A 17888-nucleotide genomic window follows, 5' to 3' on the forward strand; every position below is an offset into this window, starting at 1 on the left:
CTGAAACTTCCACAGTCGCAACCACACCCTCGAGAACTCGTCCATGCCGAGATTCAGGTCTGTTTGTGGACTGGCAAGACGACTGTGCGGGTTGAGCTTGGGGCTGTTGCTACAGTCTCGAACGCTTAGCGTAACGAACTTCCATTACTCAGGCTTTTTGGAGCACAAAGCCAGGCGCAGGGGTTCCGGGCCACAGCTCGTAGAACACGTTGGTCGCATGATGGCCGCCATTTCTCGGACTCGGGTCGATGCCTAGCGCTCTCGCTGCCGCGATGCTCAGTTCACCGATCTTGTCCGACGGGCCTTTGTCGGCGACGACGCAGTCGACGCTTTTGCCGTTCCACGTGACGCGGGCCTTCGAGCCGCGCACGATCCCTACCGTCTTTTGCACAACTAGTGGCGGCACAACGATGTAGGGGACGGTCTCGGCATCGACATAAGCGCTCGGATCATCGGGCGCCTTGCCTGGGTGCCGGTACCAGGTGGTGGAGGCAATTACGCCGTCTCGAAAGACCTTGGGCTCGTTGTCCGCGCCAAGAATGACGACGTCGCGCGCCCAAGCCTTCTCGCATATCACTTTGCCGCCGTCGATTCGCATCCCGCCATTAGCGAGCTTTTCGGTTCCCGTGTCATCAGCACGATACGCCACCGCTTGGCCGTTCTGTCCGTTCGCACCGTCGGCATCGATGTCCGCATCCGCCGTGAAGTACACACGGCTGTCGTTGTCCTGATAGATCTGGCAAACATAACCTTTATCATTGATGGTACCGAGCGTCACCGTGTTCGCTGCCGGTTTTGGGTCCGGTTCGGCGAAGACAACTGCCAGTGGATCGCCCGCAGTGGCCTTGAAATATTCCCATACTGCCGAACTTCCTTGCGCGGTAATGAGCGAGCGCGCAGCGTCGGATGGGCTGGCGGGACAACGACCCCACTGGAAGTGGGGCAAATCCGCCTGCTTCCAATCACCGCCCCACGCGCAGCCGTGCTTTTTGAAGATCGCGGCAACCCGACGGAACCACGCATCGCCTCCAGGCGGCGACCAGTACTTGGTTCGATGCACAACGTCCACCGCCAGCCCGTAGCCATGCCAGCTGTGCAGGTTGCTTGGCGCGTTGGTGACAGTGTCCTTTGGCGGAATAATAGTGCGGCCACGCTGGTAATAGATGGCTTGCAGTGCCTGCGAGCGGTAGCCTTCATACACCATCGCATCCAGGCCATTGAGGGCACTATTGCACTCCTCGAGCGCGGCTTGTACCGCCATCGCGAAGCTTGGCGCGAGGCGACCCAGATCGCAATTGACCATCAGTTCCGAGTTGTTCGATCCGGCGCTCACAATGGAATCTCCGTCGTGTTCGTTTTGCCATCGCGCCAGCTGTGGGGGACAAAGCTTGGCGGCGCTTGCGAGGTATTCGGTTGCGGGACGTTATTTTGCAGTTGATTACCTGGTGGCGGATGCGAAAGTGGATTGTTTTGGTTGTTTTCCGCGTTGTCCTGGGCTGCCCGCGTCGCGTCGTCCTCGCGGTCCTTACTGTCTTCCTCACGCGATTTTTCACGCGGCTTCACCGTCGATCGGACCACCATGAACTTGTTCAGCACATCGAACCAGAAGGGTGCGCCCAGCATCACTGCAAAGGCGGAGATCAGCCAGCCAAGCAACAGGCGAACGACCGAGTACAACGACAGCATCTTCGTGGAAGCGCAGTTAGGCACTGTCTTCGGGTCACAGGTTTGAAATTGAATGGGTCGCAGCTCCATCGGCCAATTTTTGTCTTTCTCCCACCCCATTGGCATGCCGATGTCATTCAACTCCTTGCGGGCTTGCTGCGCGACGCGTAAGCCTTCTTGCGCGACCGCGTTGGCCGCGGCCGGATCCTGTGCTTTCGCCGCCGCGTTCACTACCGCTTCACGGAAGGTCTTGTCGGCGGTCAAGCGGCCCATGATGTAGAGCGAGTCCACATTCAAGATTGCCGCAGCGCTAAGACCGAGTATGAACAGAATGGTTTGGGTACGGCGCTTGTACCAGCCCGAGGCACGATCCATCGCACTATCGAACCAATGCTGCAAATTGTCGGTCGCTTGTTTTAGGTTGCCATCGGCATGATCAATCGCCGTCAACACGACGCGCCTTAAGACGGGCGAACGCAAGGCCGCTGCGCGCTCGCGCAGCTGCTCGAGGGTCAAGAGTTGCGGGGGATCCTCGTCGTCGACACTGGCAGGCCCCCGGCCCACGATGTCGATTAACGCCTTAGCAAACTGGTCGGACGGAATATACGAGGGCAGATTGCGGCGCGCCGACAGTGGCATGTGCATCGCATCGGTGTAGTTGAACCAACGCTGAAGCGTGCTGTTCTTGAGGCGAGCGGGATCGTACTTGCCTTGGAAGAGCGACGAAATCAGGGGATGGGAAAAAAAATAGGCGGACAACTGGCCCTTGTTGTCGTCGAGAAGGGTGCGCAAGGCCCGTTCGAGGTCCATGGCACGCCATTTCAACAGGCTCTCGAGCCATTCCTTGATGCCGGTACAGATCAGTGACATCAGCAAGAATAAGAACGCCATGCCGATGCCGACTTCCAGCGTTTCTGAATTGAACATGGTTCCTCCGACATAAACGCATCCACGCAGTACCCGCAGGCCCAACCTCTTCTCAGCGCTGCGATCTTACGACTGTGTTTTCAATATTGCAATCAATATATTTACAAGAAGAGATGCTTGAATGTTATTATTATGTAACTATAATTCACAGGGGATAGTCGTGAACTTGGTTACACTCAATGCGGGTACGCTGCAGAACTTGAAGACCTTGATCAACTCCCCGGGCCAAGCATTGCCGGCCGCACTGAAAACACTCGCGCCACACGGCCAGTGGGAGCTGCTAGTCCAAAAAGTGGGTTCCAACCTCGCGAAAACCGGCGCTGCTGAGCTCACACTCCCCCTTCTAGACCAATCGACCGTCAACGAGGACGCCCTATCGAGCAAGTGGACGTGGACCGCGTCGATCGCCGCGAACGCGGCGCTATCGCTTGACCTGCTGACCGAGCAAGATTTAGCACAACTGCCCATCGCCCCCGATAAAGGCCATACCTTGATCGTGTATGGCGCCAATATCGCGGCAAGTGGCAAGCTCGGCGTGAACGCTAAAAAGCTCCCTCGGGGCAGTGCCGGTGTCGCGGCCGACGGGAAAGGCAGTGCGGTCGTGCGCTGGTACATCCAAGCCAAGGACGACGAAGCTTTATTGTCGGCCTTGGAAACGGCGGGGCACCATTTTGTTTGGCCGCATGATGTGCAAAGCATGCTGCGGTTGTGTAACCGGACGGATTGGTTTGGCCTGGAATATGAACTCGATGGCGAAGCGCAGCTCGCCATTGATGTCAGTGCGGCGAAAACGGCGGTCGGCTGGACCGTGAGCTTGGACGGCAGCGAGACCAGTGTTGGCCTATCGCTCGGTCTCAAAGCCGGCTTCAATGCATCCCATGCGAGTCGATGGAAAATCAGCGCCATGGTCGAAGCGCGCACCGTCCCTGGGCATGTCGAAACGCTCGGCCTGCGCGTCAAACTGCACGACCTCAAACAAAATGACCGCAAGCTCTCGTTCGATCTGGTCGCCGGCGCCGACTTTTCTCCCATCGTCACGAATGCTGAGCGTTTGCTGCGAGCCGCCTGGCCTGAATTGCCAGATAGCGCATTACTCGATGCCTTGACCCAGCCTGGTACCTCGGTCGCGAATCACGTGCGCACGCTGATCGAAGACCAACTCGATGGTGCCCTGGAGTCCGTGGTCGGTTTGCTCGTCGGCGGCGAACCGACAGAGGCATTGCGCGATGCCTTGGTCGAGAAGCTCACAGCTAGCCTCACCGACACCCTCGATAACGCGCTGAGCGACATCGCGAACGGCAAAGCGAAGGTCAAAGACATTGCGACCAAGTGGCTAACGCAAGTCTTGGGTAAGAGCGCAGACCTTGTCACCAAGGACGGCGACCTCGCCAAACTCGTCGACAACGCGGTGTCAGAGGCGACCAAGGGTTTGAGCGACGCCCTTGGATCCTTGTCGAAGTTCATCGTCGGGAAGGCGAACACTGAGGTCGACAAGGTACTAAAGAGCCTCGGTGAACTGGGTGCGCAGTTTGACGCTATCACGGCCCAGCTCGACGCCAATGCGGCGTCCAGCGCGATCAAGAAGGCCATCGATCGCTACGCCGCTTTGCGGACTCGCCTACTAGAGGCGATGGGCGACGGCCAGCGTCAAAAGGTGGTGCTGACCTTGTCCTCCGTTGCTTCGACCAGCAAGACGACCGAGGCCGCTTTCGAGGTATGGTTCCGCGCCGACGACAACATCACCGCGGAAGCCGAGCAGCTCTTTCATATGCTGTGCGCCGGACAGTTGCTCGCCTTGCCGGAATTGGTCCAAGCGGGCTTGGCCAGCGGTGCCCTCGCCGATGCGACAGGCTGGCTATTGTCGACGGGTGCAGCGCTGAGCGAGCAGCGGGCAACGCTCAATTTCTTCGGCATCTCGATCTCGAGCAGCAGCAGCTGGCTGAGCAAGGTCGCGGTAAGGGCCGACCTGGTGACGGGCGATCTCATCGCGGTGAAAGCGGAAGCGGGCGTCGAAACGGCAATCGCCAACCCGTGGAAGAATCGCACCGCCAACCTGCGCGTCCAACTCGAACTCCTGAGTAGCCCAACGGCGCCACGACGCTTGGCAGTATCCCTGGACGGCGCCTTTACGGCGAAACAAGAAAACACCGATCGAGCGAAAGTTCAAGATTTACTCAACACGTACGCCGACGCGGTCGGCATGCAACGCAATGACATCGGCTTATTGCTCGGTGCGCCCCCTACAAGCGATGCCGATGGCGCGCGCCGGTTCTGGAAGTCGCTCACGATCGCGGTGCCCGTCGCCTTGAGCGTACAACAATGGGCAGCCTTCGCCGCTCGCCAACCGGACGAAATCGACAAGGTGTCGCTCGAGATCGCCCTTGCACAATTCCGACGGCGCTACGCCCAGGATTCTCTCTTTTTCAGCGATCCTCTTGCCTCTCTTCGGGACGATGCCGAGAATGCCGACGAATCGACGATTCTTGGCTTTCTCAAACGGTTTCCGACGCGTTATGTTACCCGCTATGACGCTGCCTACGAGGCGGGAAAGCTGGGGATTGAGGCGACCGAAAGCGTTCTTTTCAGCCCTGGCGCTCGTCGCTTCATGGCCTACCAACGCTTATCGGCGACCGTGCAAGCTCCGCTGCGCCTACGTAACCTCGCGATCGAGGCAGTGAACCAATTGCAAGCCATGCCGGCGCAGTCAAATCCAGAGGCCGCGCGGCAAATGCTCGAACCCATCATGCGCCGGATGCAAGAGGCGCTGGCGCCCGTCGCTTTGGTGAGCGAGACCTGGCTGGGCATTGGTCTACTTGGTGCAAAGGATGAGCCCATTGCCTGGCCTTTCGTCAGCTTCATCACGATCATGGCAAAACTCACGGATCTTGCAGTGCCACCTGGATTTGTGCCGATCGCGCAGGTGGGCGACCAAGCCGCTATCCCCTTGATCATCGCCGCTTAAGCCGCGCCCCCACCAATCCATGTTCGCGCCTATGTTGGTAGGGGATGCGACGCGAGAGGGGGCGGGTGTCGGCGATCTCCCTAGCTCAGTGCACCGCGACCCTGCGTGCGTCAGCCTGCACGAGACGTAGCGTAGCGCGCGCCACCGGGGGATTTTTCACACCATGGGGAACGTGACCAACGCACACGTACTCGGCGGCTTAATCGCAACTGCACTGCTGTTATCGAAGAACACATCGGCGCCAAAACTGGTCAGGAATGGCCCCTTGTTCAAGCCGCCCAAAAAGCACGCCTCGTCTACCTTCAGTTCATAGGTAACTACCAGGTCGAGGGTGGCTGACTACCATATGCTTTTGGTCGAGCTAGGAACCAAAACGCACACCCGAACATTCGAGATATATCATTGGCTTCGTTATTCTTATACGTCCGCTTCTGGCCGTTTTCAGACTTTTTGTAGGGTCCGCTATCAACAAGAAGCTTAATCGCACAACAGGTTCATAGAAGCTTATGCAGATGTCTGTACAGGTACCTGCTGTGCGCGTAAGTCATGGCGCAGGGGGGCGAACAGGCGCGTATACTCGTGGGTGAATTGAGATGGTCTTTCGTAACCAAGCTGATAAGCGATTTGGGCTACATCTTGCGCTCCGGCAGTCAAGCGCGTGCGCGCTTCGCGCAATCTCTGATCAGGGCTGAGTTCGTTTGGGTACGGAGCGGCCACACCTTACAGTCATAGAGTTTGTCAGCTTCGAAGCGCTCACCGCCTAGTTCTAGTCTTGATACTTGGCGACCAATACCTGTGGAATACTACGAACTCTATTTGGTAAGACAAGCGTTTTACCCTCCCCCGAGCGCATATCGTCCGGCGCTTTTGCCGGCTGCACTTGGGGTAACTGGACGGCCACAAGCGGTTCTGCCTTTACTGCTGGTTGTTTAGGTCGTACGGGTTGTGTGGCGGCACTACCCGCTGCTGTGCCCGTTTCAGCGACTTTCTTGGGCTTCCCATCTGGTGTAGCGAGCCGGCGCGCCATAGCTTCCTGTCGTGCTGTCTTGGAATCATCGAGTATTTTCTGATGCTTAACGCTCGAATAAATCCACGAAACGAAAACGATGAAAGCTGCGATCGCGAGTTTCGGGCCGGTCACATGCTCGTAGCTTTTGTAGAGGGCAGCGAGAACGGCAATTGTGCAGATACGCGCAGTCCACCACGCGTCTCCCGCATTTGCTCTCGCCTTCTGATCGACAGGCACCGCATCCCCCGCCCACTGGCATGGATCGCATCCATGTATCCAGAAGTTGTATTTCTTTTGCCGATACTGAAATTCAATATGGTAGACGGGATTTAGTACCACTGATTCGTCCTTCTCAAGACTGTATGAAAGCCGTACGTCCTTGACATGATCACCTGCGAGACCGGCCACGATATCCGTGCGGATCCTGTTCCCCAGGTCGGGCTCACGCTTTTGAAGCGAAGCGGCAAAATTCGAATGGTTAGCTTCCACATCAAGCTTGGCAATGTCGCTTTGTCCGACCGTACGCCAACCCGAGGAAGTCGGAATACATTCAAATACAGACTGTACCTGCTTCGAGACGTTTTTTCCGCCGTATACATAGAGATCAAAATCCCCGACATGATTTCCGGTTACTGGATGCCACCGGGTAATTTCCCTCTCCTTGGCAACCTGTTCTTCATAGAAATCGCTACCCCATTCACCGTATTGAACCCGACGAGTTTCAAAATAGGTTTCTGTTCCGTTAATTCCGACTAGCGCAGAGTATTGGGCGGCATATCGACCTTGAAACCTGTGAAGCGAAATATGGTACTTTCGGCAACGTAGAATTTGCGCCTCGTTTATTACATCCGCGTGCGTAAAATCACCATTGGCCAGAAAAGTGAAAAGAGCATCCCTCGCTGTTTGCTCGGTCAGCGAATGCAGCAGAACGTGTGTAGTGGAAAAGGACATAGAAATTTAATTATATATATATCATTTCAAGCACTATTGCATTAGTGGTACATTCTCCGAACTGAAAAAATGCAGTTCTTATGCGTGGCGGAATACCGCTGGGGCTTTTCATCCATCGTGGCATACATCCAATAAATATTGGTGAAATGTTGTCGGAAAAGATGAAGAAGACGTTGTTCTGAGGCAACGAGTGGATGTCCACAGTTGCATTCTGCTGTTACGCACCGGCTACATGGTGCATCGTTCACTTTGGCCATGCCCGTCCACGGCCCTGCCGGACAACGTGGCTTGGACGTGCAGCTGCACGCCGCCAGAAGCCGCGGTGGAAAATTGGTGGTCGCCTAGCGCCATAGTACGCTCTGCAGATACAGCAGCTGACCCTGTCACGCAGCCGCCGACATTTTCGACCCCTTCAGTCTACGGGGCGGGCTAGAGTATTACCGGCAGTAGTCGCTTGCGTATGAATCCTTCGCCGGCCGTGCCGAGACAGCGCGCCAAGGTTTGTCGGGCGCGGTAGCTAGTGCCGAGCCTCGGTGTTAACCGCGTTACGCCAGCCTTATTGATTTTCCTTCATTGCAGTTTTCTCTGATGTTCCAACGGTCCAACGTCGAGCTCGTCCTTTTCGCTTTCTAAGAGTTTGTAAGCTCGGCAACCTGGTATGCTGGCTCGACCGTCTCTAACGGCCAAAAGCGGACCATTGTCCCGTTATAACTTCGGAAAACATAAAGGTAACAAATGGAGTACCAAGAATTATTATTTGCTGCGACTGTCGACAAACTTGCGTCAGATGCTAGAAACGCTGACAGGATGGATCTGGTTCAGCGAGGGCTTCAAGGCCCGACCCTCCATATGGCAATTTCAAGGCTTGATCAGGAAAGGCCTTATACGACGTACGTAAAAGCTGCTTACGATCAGCTAGTTGCGACCGCCTTGATTATTCGAAATTTGCGTGACGAAGCGCAGCTTGACGCTCGGATCGCTGCCGAAACGAACAAAAGTACCTAACAAAACCATACGATATATCGCCAACAGATGAGCGCACAGGCCAGCGAAAGTAACGCTTGGTGCACATCTGTTCGCAGCTTACGTTGGATGCGCAATCGTGGAAGCACTGTAACTTACTCCTGCTGCGCCCGATAACCCATCGCCTTACGCACGCTCTCTGAACTGCTGCCATACTGTTCGACGTTGCGTAAGTCAGCTGTACTACTCGAGGGCAACAGAGGAGGGCATTTACCGTTGTCCAAAAGTTATACTCGAGGCAACAAGCGCGCCATCACTGACAACATACTGCCATGCGCGATGAGTTTATCTATCCACATTTTCTGTGGAGAACCGGGCTATCAACCGGCGCTAAGCCAGATCACGGCGAGCAGGACCTGACGCCCCTTGCTGTCGGGATGGGGATGGTAAGTTGTCATGTCGGTGGCGTACCTCTGTGGTGGCTGTCGCCGATCCTGCCCATCGCATTTGGAACTGGACGGGTATCCCGGCCCGTGACGCTGCTACGTCCTCAGCAATCGGGATCGTCGGTGGGGCGATGATCATGGTGCTCACCCAGGTCGTGGTCGCCGGCAATGGCGTGTACCGCCGACCTGGAACTCCGTACAATTGCCGCACGCATCAGTTCGGAGCTGCGCGCTGCCGGCGTGCCGAGATAATAGCGGTCCGGCCGTATCCCGACCCGGAACAGATCCAGCCGGTCCGCATCCCAGCAGGTCTGGACGGTCACCGAATCCGACAGACGTTCGCGCGTGTGCCCGCGGCATGCAGCTACAAGCGCCCTCAGCTGGCGGGGTTCCAGGTCAAACAGGACGCCGTGTTTCGATAATGCATATTCTGCGGCACGGGGACCGTGCTCCAGGTCGGCGCCGTCATCGAAGCGCTGACTGTCTTGCAGGAAGGCGAACAGTTCGACGACCTTCAAGTCGGCGCCGCTTTCCCGGGCAATCAGCAGTCCGTTCAGGCGAACCCGCGCCCAGTGCGCCGGACCGTGCACACTGGAGTGGGGCAGACGGAAGTTTACAAGGATATCGTCGACCAGTATGCGTGGAACCCCGCTGTCAGGAGGGATGTCATCTACTTCTGTCATGTGCGTGCTCCAGGCCCGGCCTGCAATATCTTGAGAAATGGTGCGCCACCGATCGGCTGTCCCTATCCTATACGATCCACCTTCGGCTGGCATGGGATTCAGGCTGTCCAGCTTTTGCCGGACTTGCCTTGCAGATGCGGAAGCTTGGCACTCGTACAGTTGCCGGTCGCTGAACGGCAGGCTGCGTAAGTGCAGTCTCATGCAGGCGCCGGGCGCCGGATCACCAGGCAGGCTCGATGCGACCCAATACGTCGCATCAGCGCATATGCTGACCATGCCTGATTGGAGAACCACCGCACGCGCCTGTTTCCCGGATCTTGCTCCACAAAGTAAGAATAATAAAAATCCTGTCTCGTGGGCGTGCATGCCAGGGTAATGCTCTCTGTCAGCCACTTGGTGTTGCTGTGCGGCACCGAATTTTGCAGCACATATTGCGGTAGGACTAGGCCTACAGTACCCTATGATCATGATCTCGAATTTTCAAATCTCCCTTGGGCTGCAGGCCCTGCGCGAACGGTGCCGGGTGTCGCCCCAGGATCTTTCGGTGAGGGCAGGACTGCCTCCTGATGAGGTCAGCCGCATCGAAGCTGGGGAGATCGGCCTAGACTATCTTACGGCGACGCCTGACACAGGTACTTCGAGTAAGCCTTGCAGAGATCGCGAATACCGCGCATACGCTGGACCCGGTGACCGTGAGGGAGCGTTACGAACAGATGACGACGCGTTCGCGCAACGCGCGGTGTGGGACCGGACCGGCAGCCTGAGGCGGCCCGGCTGCGTCGTCGCAAAGCGGGTATCCACTTCGTCCGAACAACCATGATGCGTCCGACCTATCGCAACCTTGGCGGCACCGGCGGCTGGCGAAAACCTTCGGTCTCGATCTGCAGCGGGCCGTCCGGCCCCCAAGGCAATCCCAGATTCTACAAGTATTACTGGCGCGTCTTCAGCCTCGAGTCCCCCTGGGAAGATCGCGACTTCTTCAGCTACGCGCCAGTGCTTTGCAATGCAGACTGCCAGAGGGAAGTACAGCGCCTCCTGGAGAAGCGACTGTCGTGCATGATCTACGGGTTCAAACGGCCGCGAAAAGACCCGGGTAATCCATGGGACATGACACATGCCCGTTGGGCAGGTATCGCATTCGCCGTCTCCTGGGAAGAAGACACCGATCCGGTCGTCGAAGGTGGGCATAGATAAGCACCATGGGCACGAGAAAACTGACCGAAGTCCTGAACCGCGCGCATGCAGTCGTGGACGATATCTGTCGGCATGCAGGCGGTCTCGATGCACGGACTCTTCTGGAAGCGGCGATGGTGACCGACGACGACTTCAGCGAACCGGAAACAGGCGAAGCCCTGATCGCATCCCTCAAGAATGAAGGCCTTCTCTGACCCCGTCCTGGCACCATACGGGTATTCCTGCCTGCCAGAACCCGCGATTTCATAAACAGACCAGCCCGCCAACCGGTGAACATTCCGTGCCAGCCAATCTGACCCTCTTCCGTCAATGGACCATGCTGCGGATGATTCCGCGCGCACCCGCGAAAATCGCGGTCAGGGACCTGCAGCAGCAGCTTCGGGACGCGGATTTTAACGTTACGGCGCGCACGATCCAGCGCGACCTGATCGACCTGTCGACCGTGTTTCCTCTCGTGTCCGACGATCGCGAAAAGCCGTACGGCTGGAGCTGGCAGCGGGATGCGTCCGGCTTTGATCTGCCAGGGCTGTCGATACCCGACGCGCTGACACTGAAACTGGTCGAACAGCATCTGCGCAACCAGCTCCCGCCTACCGCGCTGGATGCGCTGCAACCACAGTTTCTCTGCGCTGCGCGCGTCCTCAACGCGATGGGCGAATCCGTGACCTCGAGAGCCTGGCTGAACAAGGTGCGCAGCATCGCGCCGCTGCAGCCCCTGCTGCCGCCGGCAATGAACGAAGACTGCCAGCGTACCGTCTACCTCGCGCTGATGAAAGACCTGCAGCTGACCCTGCGCTACAAGAAACGTGATGCAGTGCAGGCGACCCTGTATCCGGTCGTTCATCCGCTGGCAATCGTGCAGCGTGGCGGCATCATCTATCTGGTCTGCACCTTTGCGGAGTACGACGGCGTCCGTACGCTTGCGCTGCACCGCATACGTGAAGCGACCGTCATCTACGAGAAAGCAAGGCGGGACACGGCTTTCGACATCGACGCGTTCATCGCCTCAGGTGCGTTTGGTTTTCTCACCGGTCCGCCGATCGTATTGCGCGCCACTTTTCAGCGGCCGGTCGCAGAACACCTGTTTGAAACGCCGCTCTCTGAAGACCAGGTGCTGGAGTCCTGCCCGGACGGATCGGTTCACGTGACCGCGACCGTTGCTGCCACCCGCTCGCTCGTATTCTGGCTTACCGGCTTTGGCGCAGCCATTGAAGTGCACGGTCCGGAAAACCTGCGCGCCGAACTGAAAGACACGGCAATGCGCATGGCAGCGCGGTATCAATAGGTAGCATTTCACGCCGGTCCGATACAGCTGGGCAGGGCGTTGCCATCCGCCGCGGCGGACCGCCTGATAGCGCCGAGGCCTGGGCCGTTAATGCCACCTAAAACGCCGTGCCGATGGCGCCATTGCGTCAGTCATCTACCGACGACCGCGCGCGTGCTGGTGCGACGCATTCCGTCGCATATCACGGTAAGCTGTGCATCCCGGCCGATAGACCGGTATGGTAGCCATCGCGTGACAGGCAGCATCCGACAGGGTGCCGCTGGCATGCAGCCTTTGACGGAAAGTTGCACGGTGCGAGGCGCTGAGATGGCGCGCAAATAGTCGGCGGCACTGTCCGGTCCGTTACGTTACGGACGCATTAAATCGTTGTCATTCAGGAGGCAGAGTTGACCCGGAAAGGCTTGGTTCATTTTATACACGGCAAGGAAAGCGGACCTGGCGGGCGCAAGCTTGTAGCCCTGTCAGAGGTGGCTGGCAGTGCCGGCTGGCGCACCTGCAGCCTTGATTATTCGCACACGACCGATCCGGCAGTGCGCCTGGAGCAGCTTGTGACGGCCTGCCGTGACGAACGCGGCCTCCTGCTACTGGTCGGTTCCAGCATGGGGGGATGGGTGGCAGCCGAGGCCGCCCGGCAACTTGGGGCATCCGGCCTGTTCCTGCTCGCGCCTGCCGTGCACATGGCGGGCTACCCGAGCCAGGCGCCCGTAGTCCCGCATGAAAATACCGAAATTGTGCACGGCTGGGATGACGACGTCATCCCCTACGACCATGCCGTCCGGTTCGCGCGCTCGAGCGGCTGCACCTTGCACCTGGTCCAGGGCGACCATCGGCTGTCCACACAGATTCCCCTGCTGTGCGAGCTGTTTTCGAGCTTCCTCGGGAAGTTTGCATAGCGCACATGGACGGATTTGCCGGCATCGATTGGTGGTCGAGTTTCCCTGCATGCGAATCCGTCAGCTGTACGATCAGGCGCCTGAAGGCGTCCATCGACTTTTTCAGAACAATCCAAACCGAGAATGCATATGCAAATCTATCGCGCGGTCCGTCTTGACACTTACAAGCCCGGGCATGTGTACACCCGGCACCCTGGCACCCGTCTGCCCGCGAATGTGCCTTACTTTGTCGACAATATTTGGGAGCTTTGCCGGCCGGACGCGAGACCTTCGCGGCGCCATGCCGTCTACGCCAGCCCGACAGTCGAACTTGCCCTTGACGGCGCAGCCGGCGTCGGCCAGCCACGGGACGGTTTCGTGGTCGGTCGCGTCGAATGTCAGACCCCGCCCAAAACCTTCCAGCTGTCCGTTGCCGATGCCCGCTACCATCGCGACGTCAGGAACCTGCAGAAGTTTGTGCACGACTGGCTGGCGAAAAGGCACCCGCCCGGGTCCGCTGACAGGCTCGCCCTCGCGCCGCTGTTCCTGCCTGGCGTCACCCGTGGTGAAATCATGGGTCTGATGGAAGGAAATGCACCACTGCGGGAGTTCGTCGACAAGCTCGCTGTCATGGTGACGGTCTGGTCCGATGCGCCAGATTGCGCCGCTGGCGAAATCCTGTTTGAACTCGAAGGGGATAACAGCTACATTCTGCATCCGGTGTGAGCGCGGCGATAGGGCTGTTTATACGGCTCCGGTGACCGCCATGCTTTCCCCGTGGAGCGGGCGCAGAAAACGAATTCGTTACCGCTCCCCGCACTTGACCTGATGGCGGAACAATGTAGATCCAGCCCTAGGCATCGGTCGTCCCGTTCAGAGAGTACCGGCAACCTCGGCCGTACTGCTTGGATGCCGCACGACACCCGGTCGGCCCCTCATCCGGCGCGTCTGCACAATGAAACGTGCTTTATTTCGGTTTGCATATCGCCGTCACCAGCGCATTGTTGAAGGTCGTTCTGGCCTGCAGTTTCCAGGCGCCCACCGCTTCTTCGCAGGTTTCCCTGCTGGTAAATTCGGCGGTTGCCATGGTCGCCGGCATGGTCCGGTTCAATACCAGCGTCAGAATGAGAATGTACATTTGTCGTCTCTGGATTAGTGTGTGCCTGACCGGCCACACGTATGTGGCAGTGTGGCGAATCGGCCTGTCGCGCCAGCAAGGCGGGATTTATTTGCCCCACCACGACGCTATGCCACGGAACTGCCCGGGCCGGTCGGAGCAGGCGCTGTCACTTTTCCCCACTCGCCCCGCCGAATGTCGCCCGTCACGTCCAGTCCCGTGCGGCACAGGGTGAAACGTGCCGTTCCACTCGTGTGGACAATATCGAGCGTGCCTTCGTCGCCGGTCCATCGATGACGGATGCGGGCTCCCCTGGCGAAGCCGGTTTCCTCCTCCAGCGCAGCAGCCTCGACTTCCGCAATCTGGCAGCGGATCCGATACAGCTCGTCCTCCATGCCCGCCATTTGGCGGCGCAGCTCCCCGGCACGCCGGTGCAGCGGATCAGTACGGCCGTCAACGATCGCCTGCCGCTCGGGCGTGATATCGCCGCGCAGGCGAAGTGCCGCCCTGTGTGCCTGGAGCCGGGCAATCACCGCGTCACAGGTCGTCGGGAAAGCCGGCAACGGTCTGGTGTTGAAGCGCAGGTCACTCAGGCTTCCATGTACGGCCAGTGCCTCCATGGCGTCGAGGTCGCGCATCAGCGCATTCCGCGACGGCAGGTCGAGCTGGACGTTTTTCCATTGTCCACCGCTGGTGACGCTACCGATGGCATAGGCCGTCAGGAATTCGTACGCGCTACGCGTAGCGTCACCTCCGCTCTGGCAGACAACGAACACGTTGCTGTCCGCGGCCAGCGCATCATCCGTTACGGTGCTTGGGTTGAACAGCGGGCCGTCAAACCGGATGACCAGCACAGGCTCGCCGTTCACCGTTCTGAGCGCTACGACCATGCCGTCTTCCCAGAAGCTGTCGACCGCTTCAATGCGCAGCGGGTCAGGCAATTCGCCGGGCAACGCTTCACGGATCGCATCGACTTCCACCAGCCGCGCTGTCAGCTTAGACAGGCTGTCAATGGCACCGGGGTTCGGGGGCGAAAACGTATTGCACGCGAGGGCGAGGAGATCGTGCATGACCGGCGCGCCATCGTCCGCTGTCCTTGCCGCCCGCTCGGGATCAGTCTGGCACAGGGCCCAGTAACGATCGATTTCCGCCAGCCGGGCCAGCTCGACCTGGGCAAGGATGCGCTCCGCTTCACGATTCGACAGTTGCGAAATGTCCGGCGCGATCCCGTTTATCTGGGGCACGCTGTTCATACGATCATGTTCAGGCATATGAGTCCGTTTGACATAGGGGTTCCGTCTGGCCGGCACATGCTGGGAAGAAGCCGTACGGAAGAACATGCTGCATGCCGCCACCCGGCCCAGTCAGCGCCGGCGCGCTGCGTCACACGGGATTGCGTGGAACACGGCGCACCGATACATCATGCACTGTTCAGGGAGGCCGTGACCGGTATGCACGATACGGGCGGCGCCGCTACAGGCTAACGGTACCGCGCCGGGTGACGGGCAGGCCATCAGGCCTGGCGCAAAAAGCCGATTCCCGGAGAAATAGGGGCCTTCAGCATGCATTCCTGCGCAAGGGCCTGAACAAATCCCGCAGCCGACGTGATTGGACGGAAGCGGTGCTGCCGTGCCACCGCCGCGAAGTCGCCCGGCGTGACGTTGCGCAGCATACGCAGCCGCGCCTGGTCAGGCGCGGTCGCCGGCGCGAGGCCCAGGTTCAGGCTGTACCGGTCGAGCAGCAAAGCAGACTGCGCCGGGGTCAGGAAATCGAAGCACACTTTGAGGTCGAAGCGGCGCAGCGCTGCGGGGTCCAGGCCCTCCATCAGGTTGGTCGAAGCGATGAACACCCCGGAATATGCTTCCATCCGGGTCAGCATTTCATTCACCATCGTCACTTCCCACGACTGGCGGGCGTGCGTACGGTCTTGCAGGAAGCTGTCCACCTCATCGATCAGCAACACGCCATTTTCGCTCTCGGCGCGGCGGAAGGCCGCGGCGATGTTCTTTTCGCTTTCACCGACCCATTTCGAAATCAGGTCGGACGCGGTGTAGAGCAGCAGCGGCATCTCGAGACGTTCGGCAAGCCAGCGGCCATACGCGGTTTTTCCGGTACCGGGCGGCCCATACAGGCAGAGCCTGGCACTGCGGGAACTGCCCAGCCCGTCGGCAAGCGCCACCATGTCGGCGTCGGCATTCAGCAGGGCGGCGTCGTACTCGGCGGGCAGACGTGCGGCGTCTGCGTGGCGCAGCGGCGCGTGTCCCTGCGCCTCGAGCGACTGGTCGATCAGGAACTCGACCGCGCGTCCGGCACCGGCCGGGTCGAGCCGTGCGCCGATCGTGCGCACGATGTCGGCCGCGCGGCTGACGACCGCCGGCGCCAGTTGCGGTGCAGAGGCGATGCGACGGATCGCCGCCTCTTCCAGCGCGTCGCCGCAGGCATCGCGCACGATGCGTTCACGCTGGGCGCGTGGCGGGACCGGCATAGCGATCACCATGTCAAAGCGCCGCAGGAACGCCGGATCGATGCCGTCGATGGAATTCGACAGCCACAGCGTCGGGACCGCATTCTGTTCCAGCGTGCGGTTGAGCCAGGCCTTGCGTTTTTGCGCCGTGCTCATGCGGCCAAACATCCGGTCGCCGTCGTTGAACACATCCTCGACTTCGTCGAACAGGATCATTGCGTTGCGCTGCCCGAAAAAGCTTTGCGCCGCGCGATAGGCACGAAGCCGGCGTTCGCCCAGCACCGGATCGCCATCGGAGTCCTCGCTCGCCACCTCGAACAGTTCGCAGTCCAGCACCGCCGCCATGGCCCGCGCAAACTCGCTTTTCCCCGTACCCGGCGCGCCATGCACGAAAATGTTGACGCCCGCGCGCCCACTGGCCAGCGCTTGCTGCAGGTAGGGCCGCAGCAGCGCGAGCGACTGGTCGATGTGGCCGTAATCATCCAGGGTCAGCCGCGGCGCGGCGCTCGGGCTGACCGTGTCCCTCAGCAGGGTCAGCGGATCCGCTGCCCCTCCCAGGATCAGGTCGGCAAAGCTGTCCGACAGCAAGTCCAGCTTGCTGCGCAGATAGCCGCTGCTGCCCGGGTCGATCGCCAGCAGGCCCGAGCGTGCCAGCACGCCCTGCGAGCCGAGCGCGCTTTGCACGCAACGCCGGTCAAGGCCAAGGACCGTGGCCAGCGCGTCCACGATCTTGACCGTGTTCAAGTGGCCGAGCGTGTCCGCGCAGTCATCGAGCACGCGATCATGGTGGAGCACTGCGGCGAACTCGAGGATGCGGCAGTCGACTTCCGACAGCCCGACCAGCTCCGCAAGCCGGACCATGTTGGCCTGCAGTGCCGGTGGCAGCGCAAGCCGGGCTGCACGTGCTTCGGCGGCGACATGCAGTTCCCGCAGACGGGTACGGACCGCGGCACTGTCGAAGTCAAGCTCGTCGTTGTCCAGCCAGTCGCCGACCCCGAGGGAACGGGCGACAGCATCTTCCGAAAATCCGTTACGCATCACGAACACCTTATGACCAGCCAGCGGAACCAGGATACGCAGCATCCACAGTTCGGTAATGGATTCGATCTCCCTGACAGGAAGACTGGGGACGGTATTGCGACGGCGACTTTTCATGAAGCTCCTCCTTAAGAGAAAGTCATCATAAAGCGCGATGCGACGGATTACGTCGCACCCCCATTGAGGGACCTCGGCGCCGGCCGACGCGCGTGCGCCGTCTCGCGACGACAACGCAAAATCCGTAAATCGCATGCGATCCGGCGCGCTCCAGCGTTTTCAGGTCAGCAGCATGGACAAACCAAAAGGCATTCG

Annotated in this window: 16 protein-coding genes; 7 read left to right on the forward strand and 9 right to left on the reverse strand. The window is 59.4% G+C overall.

Annotated features, from left to right (window positions below; genetic code table 11):
- Positions 1-148: 148 nt before the first annotated feature.
- Positions 149-1333, reverse strand: a complete 1185-nt coding sequence (locus FBX97_RS28165) for a M15 family metallopeptidase (RefSeq protein WP_141839086.1) — start codon at positions 1331-1333, stop codon at positions 149-151.
- The gene (locus tag FBX97_RS28170) at positions 1330-2592 is read right to left on the reverse strand and encodes a hypothetical protein (RefSeq protein ID WP_141839088.1); all 1263 of its coding nucleotides are present in this window, start codon (positions 2590-2592) and stop codon (positions 1330-1332) included. Before FBX97_RS28170 ends, FBX97_RS28165 begins: the two co-directional genes overlap by 4 nt.
- Before the next feature lie 160 nt (positions 2593-2752).
- On the opposite strand from FBX97_RS28170, the gene FBX97_RS28175 reads away from it, so the two are divergent.
- On the forward strand, positions 2753-5554 hold the full coding sequence (locus FBX97_RS28175) for a hypothetical protein (protein ID WP_141839090.1): 2802 nt from the start codon (positions 2753-2755) through the stop codon (positions 5552-5554).
- A 156-nt stretch (positions 5555-5710) separates the two neighbouring features.
- On the opposite strand, the gene FBX97_RS30495 is transcribed toward FBX97_RS28175, so the two are convergent.
- The 3 genes from FBX97_RS30495 to FBX97_RS28190 all read right to left on the reverse strand — a co-directional run bounded on the left by FBX97_RS30495 (position 5711) and on the right by FBX97_RS28190 (position 7514).
- Complete coding sequence (locus FBX97_RS30495; protein WP_141839361.1) at positions 5711-5878, reverse strand: 5'-nucleotidase; 168 nt, start codon at positions 5876-5878, stop codon at positions 5711-5713.
- A gap of 180 nt (positions 5879-6058) precedes the next feature.
- Positions 6059-6271, reverse strand: a complete 213-nt coding sequence (locus FBX97_RS30500; protein ID WP_141839092.1) for a helix-turn-helix domain-containing protein — start codon at positions 6269-6271, stop codon at positions 6059-6061.
- Positions 6272-6320: 49 nt separating this feature from the next.
- Positions 6321-7514, reverse strand: coding sequence for a hypothetical protein (locus FBX97_RS28190; RefSeq protein ID WP_141839094.1), 1194 nt, complete (start codon positions 7512-7514; stop codon positions 6321-6323).
- Positions 7515-8249: 735 nt separating this feature from the next.
- On the opposite strand from FBX97_RS28190, the gene FBX97_RS28195 reads away from it, so the two are divergent.
- Positions 8250-8519: a hypothetical protein gene (locus tag FBX97_RS28195; protein ID WP_141839096.1), complete on the forward strand. Its 270-nt coding sequence runs from the start codon at positions 8250-8252 to the stop codon at positions 8517-8519.
- Positions 8520-9027: 508 nt separating this feature from the next.
- On the opposite strand, the gene FBX97_RS29775 is transcribed toward FBX97_RS28195, so the two are convergent.
- Entirely contained in the window at positions 9028-9606 is a 579-nt protein-coding gene (locus tag FBX97_RS29775) for a hypothetical protein (RefSeq protein ID WP_185748786.1), read from the reverse strand.
- A gap of 816 nt (positions 9607-10422) precedes the next feature.
- Between FBX97_RS29775 and FBX97_RS28210 the strand changes: the two genes are divergently transcribed.
- The 5 genes from FBX97_RS28210 to FBX97_RS28230 all read left to right on the forward strand — a co-directional run bounded on the left by FBX97_RS28210 (position 10423) and on the right by FBX97_RS28230 (position 13683).
- Positions 10423-10800, forward strand: a complete 378-nt coding sequence (locus tag FBX97_RS28210) for a hypothetical protein (RefSeq protein ID WP_141839100.1) — start codon at positions 10423-10425, stop codon at positions 10798-10800.
- Positions 10801-10805: 5 nt separating this feature from the next.
- The gene (locus tag FBX97_RS28215; protein ID WP_141839102.1) at positions 10806-10994 is read left to right on the forward strand and encodes a hypothetical protein; all 189 of its coding nucleotides are present in this window, start codon (positions 10806-10808) and stop codon (positions 10992-10994) included.
- 86 nt (positions 10995-11080) lie between these two features.
- Positions 11081-12085 (forward strand): YafY family protein, encoded by a 1005-nt coding sequence (locus FBX97_RS28220; protein ID WP_255517667.1) that lies wholly within the window; start codon positions 11081-11083, stop codon positions 12083-12085.
- 386 nt (positions 12086-12471) lie between these two features.
- Positions 12472-12978 carry a YqiA/YcfP family alpha/beta fold hydrolase gene (locus FBX97_RS28225; RefSeq protein WP_141839104.1) on the forward strand — a complete coding sequence of 169 codons (507 nt, stop codon included), beginning with the start codon at positions 12472-12474 and terminating at the stop codon, positions 12976-12978.
- A gap of 129 nt (positions 12979-13107) precedes the next feature.
- Positions 13108-13683 (forward strand): hypothetical protein, encoded by a 576-nt coding sequence (locus FBX97_RS28230; protein WP_141839106.1) that lies wholly within the window; start codon positions 13108-13110, stop codon positions 13681-13683.
- Positions 13684-13924: 241 nt separating this feature from the next.
- Here FBX97_RS28230 and FBX97_RS29780 read toward each other — a convergent pair whose 3' ends face one another.
- From FBX97_RS29780 to FBX97_RS28240, 3 genes are all read right to left on the reverse strand, one after another.
- A complete protein-coding gene (locus FBX97_RS29780; protein ID WP_185748787.1) occupies positions 13925-14095 on the reverse strand; it encodes a hypothetical protein in 171 nt (56 codons plus the stop codon).
- Positions 14096-14202: 107 nt separating this feature from the next.
- Complete coding sequence (locus FBX97_RS28235; protein WP_141839108.1) at positions 14203-15327, reverse strand: hypothetical protein; 1125 nt, start codon at positions 15325-15327, stop codon at positions 14203-14205.
- Between the two features lie 260 nt (positions 15328-15587).
- Entirely contained in the window at positions 15588-17693 is a 2106-nt protein-coding gene (locus FBX97_RS28240; RefSeq protein ID WP_141839110.1) for an AAA family ATPase, read from the reverse strand.
- Between the last annotated feature and the right edge of the window lie 195 nt (positions 17694-17888).

The sequence above is a fragment of the Herbaspirillum sp. SJZ107 genome (assembly GCF_006715485.1).
Taxonomy (GTDB): domain Bacteria; phylum Pseudomonadota; class Gammaproteobacteria; order Burkholderiales; family Burkholderiaceae_D; genus Telluria.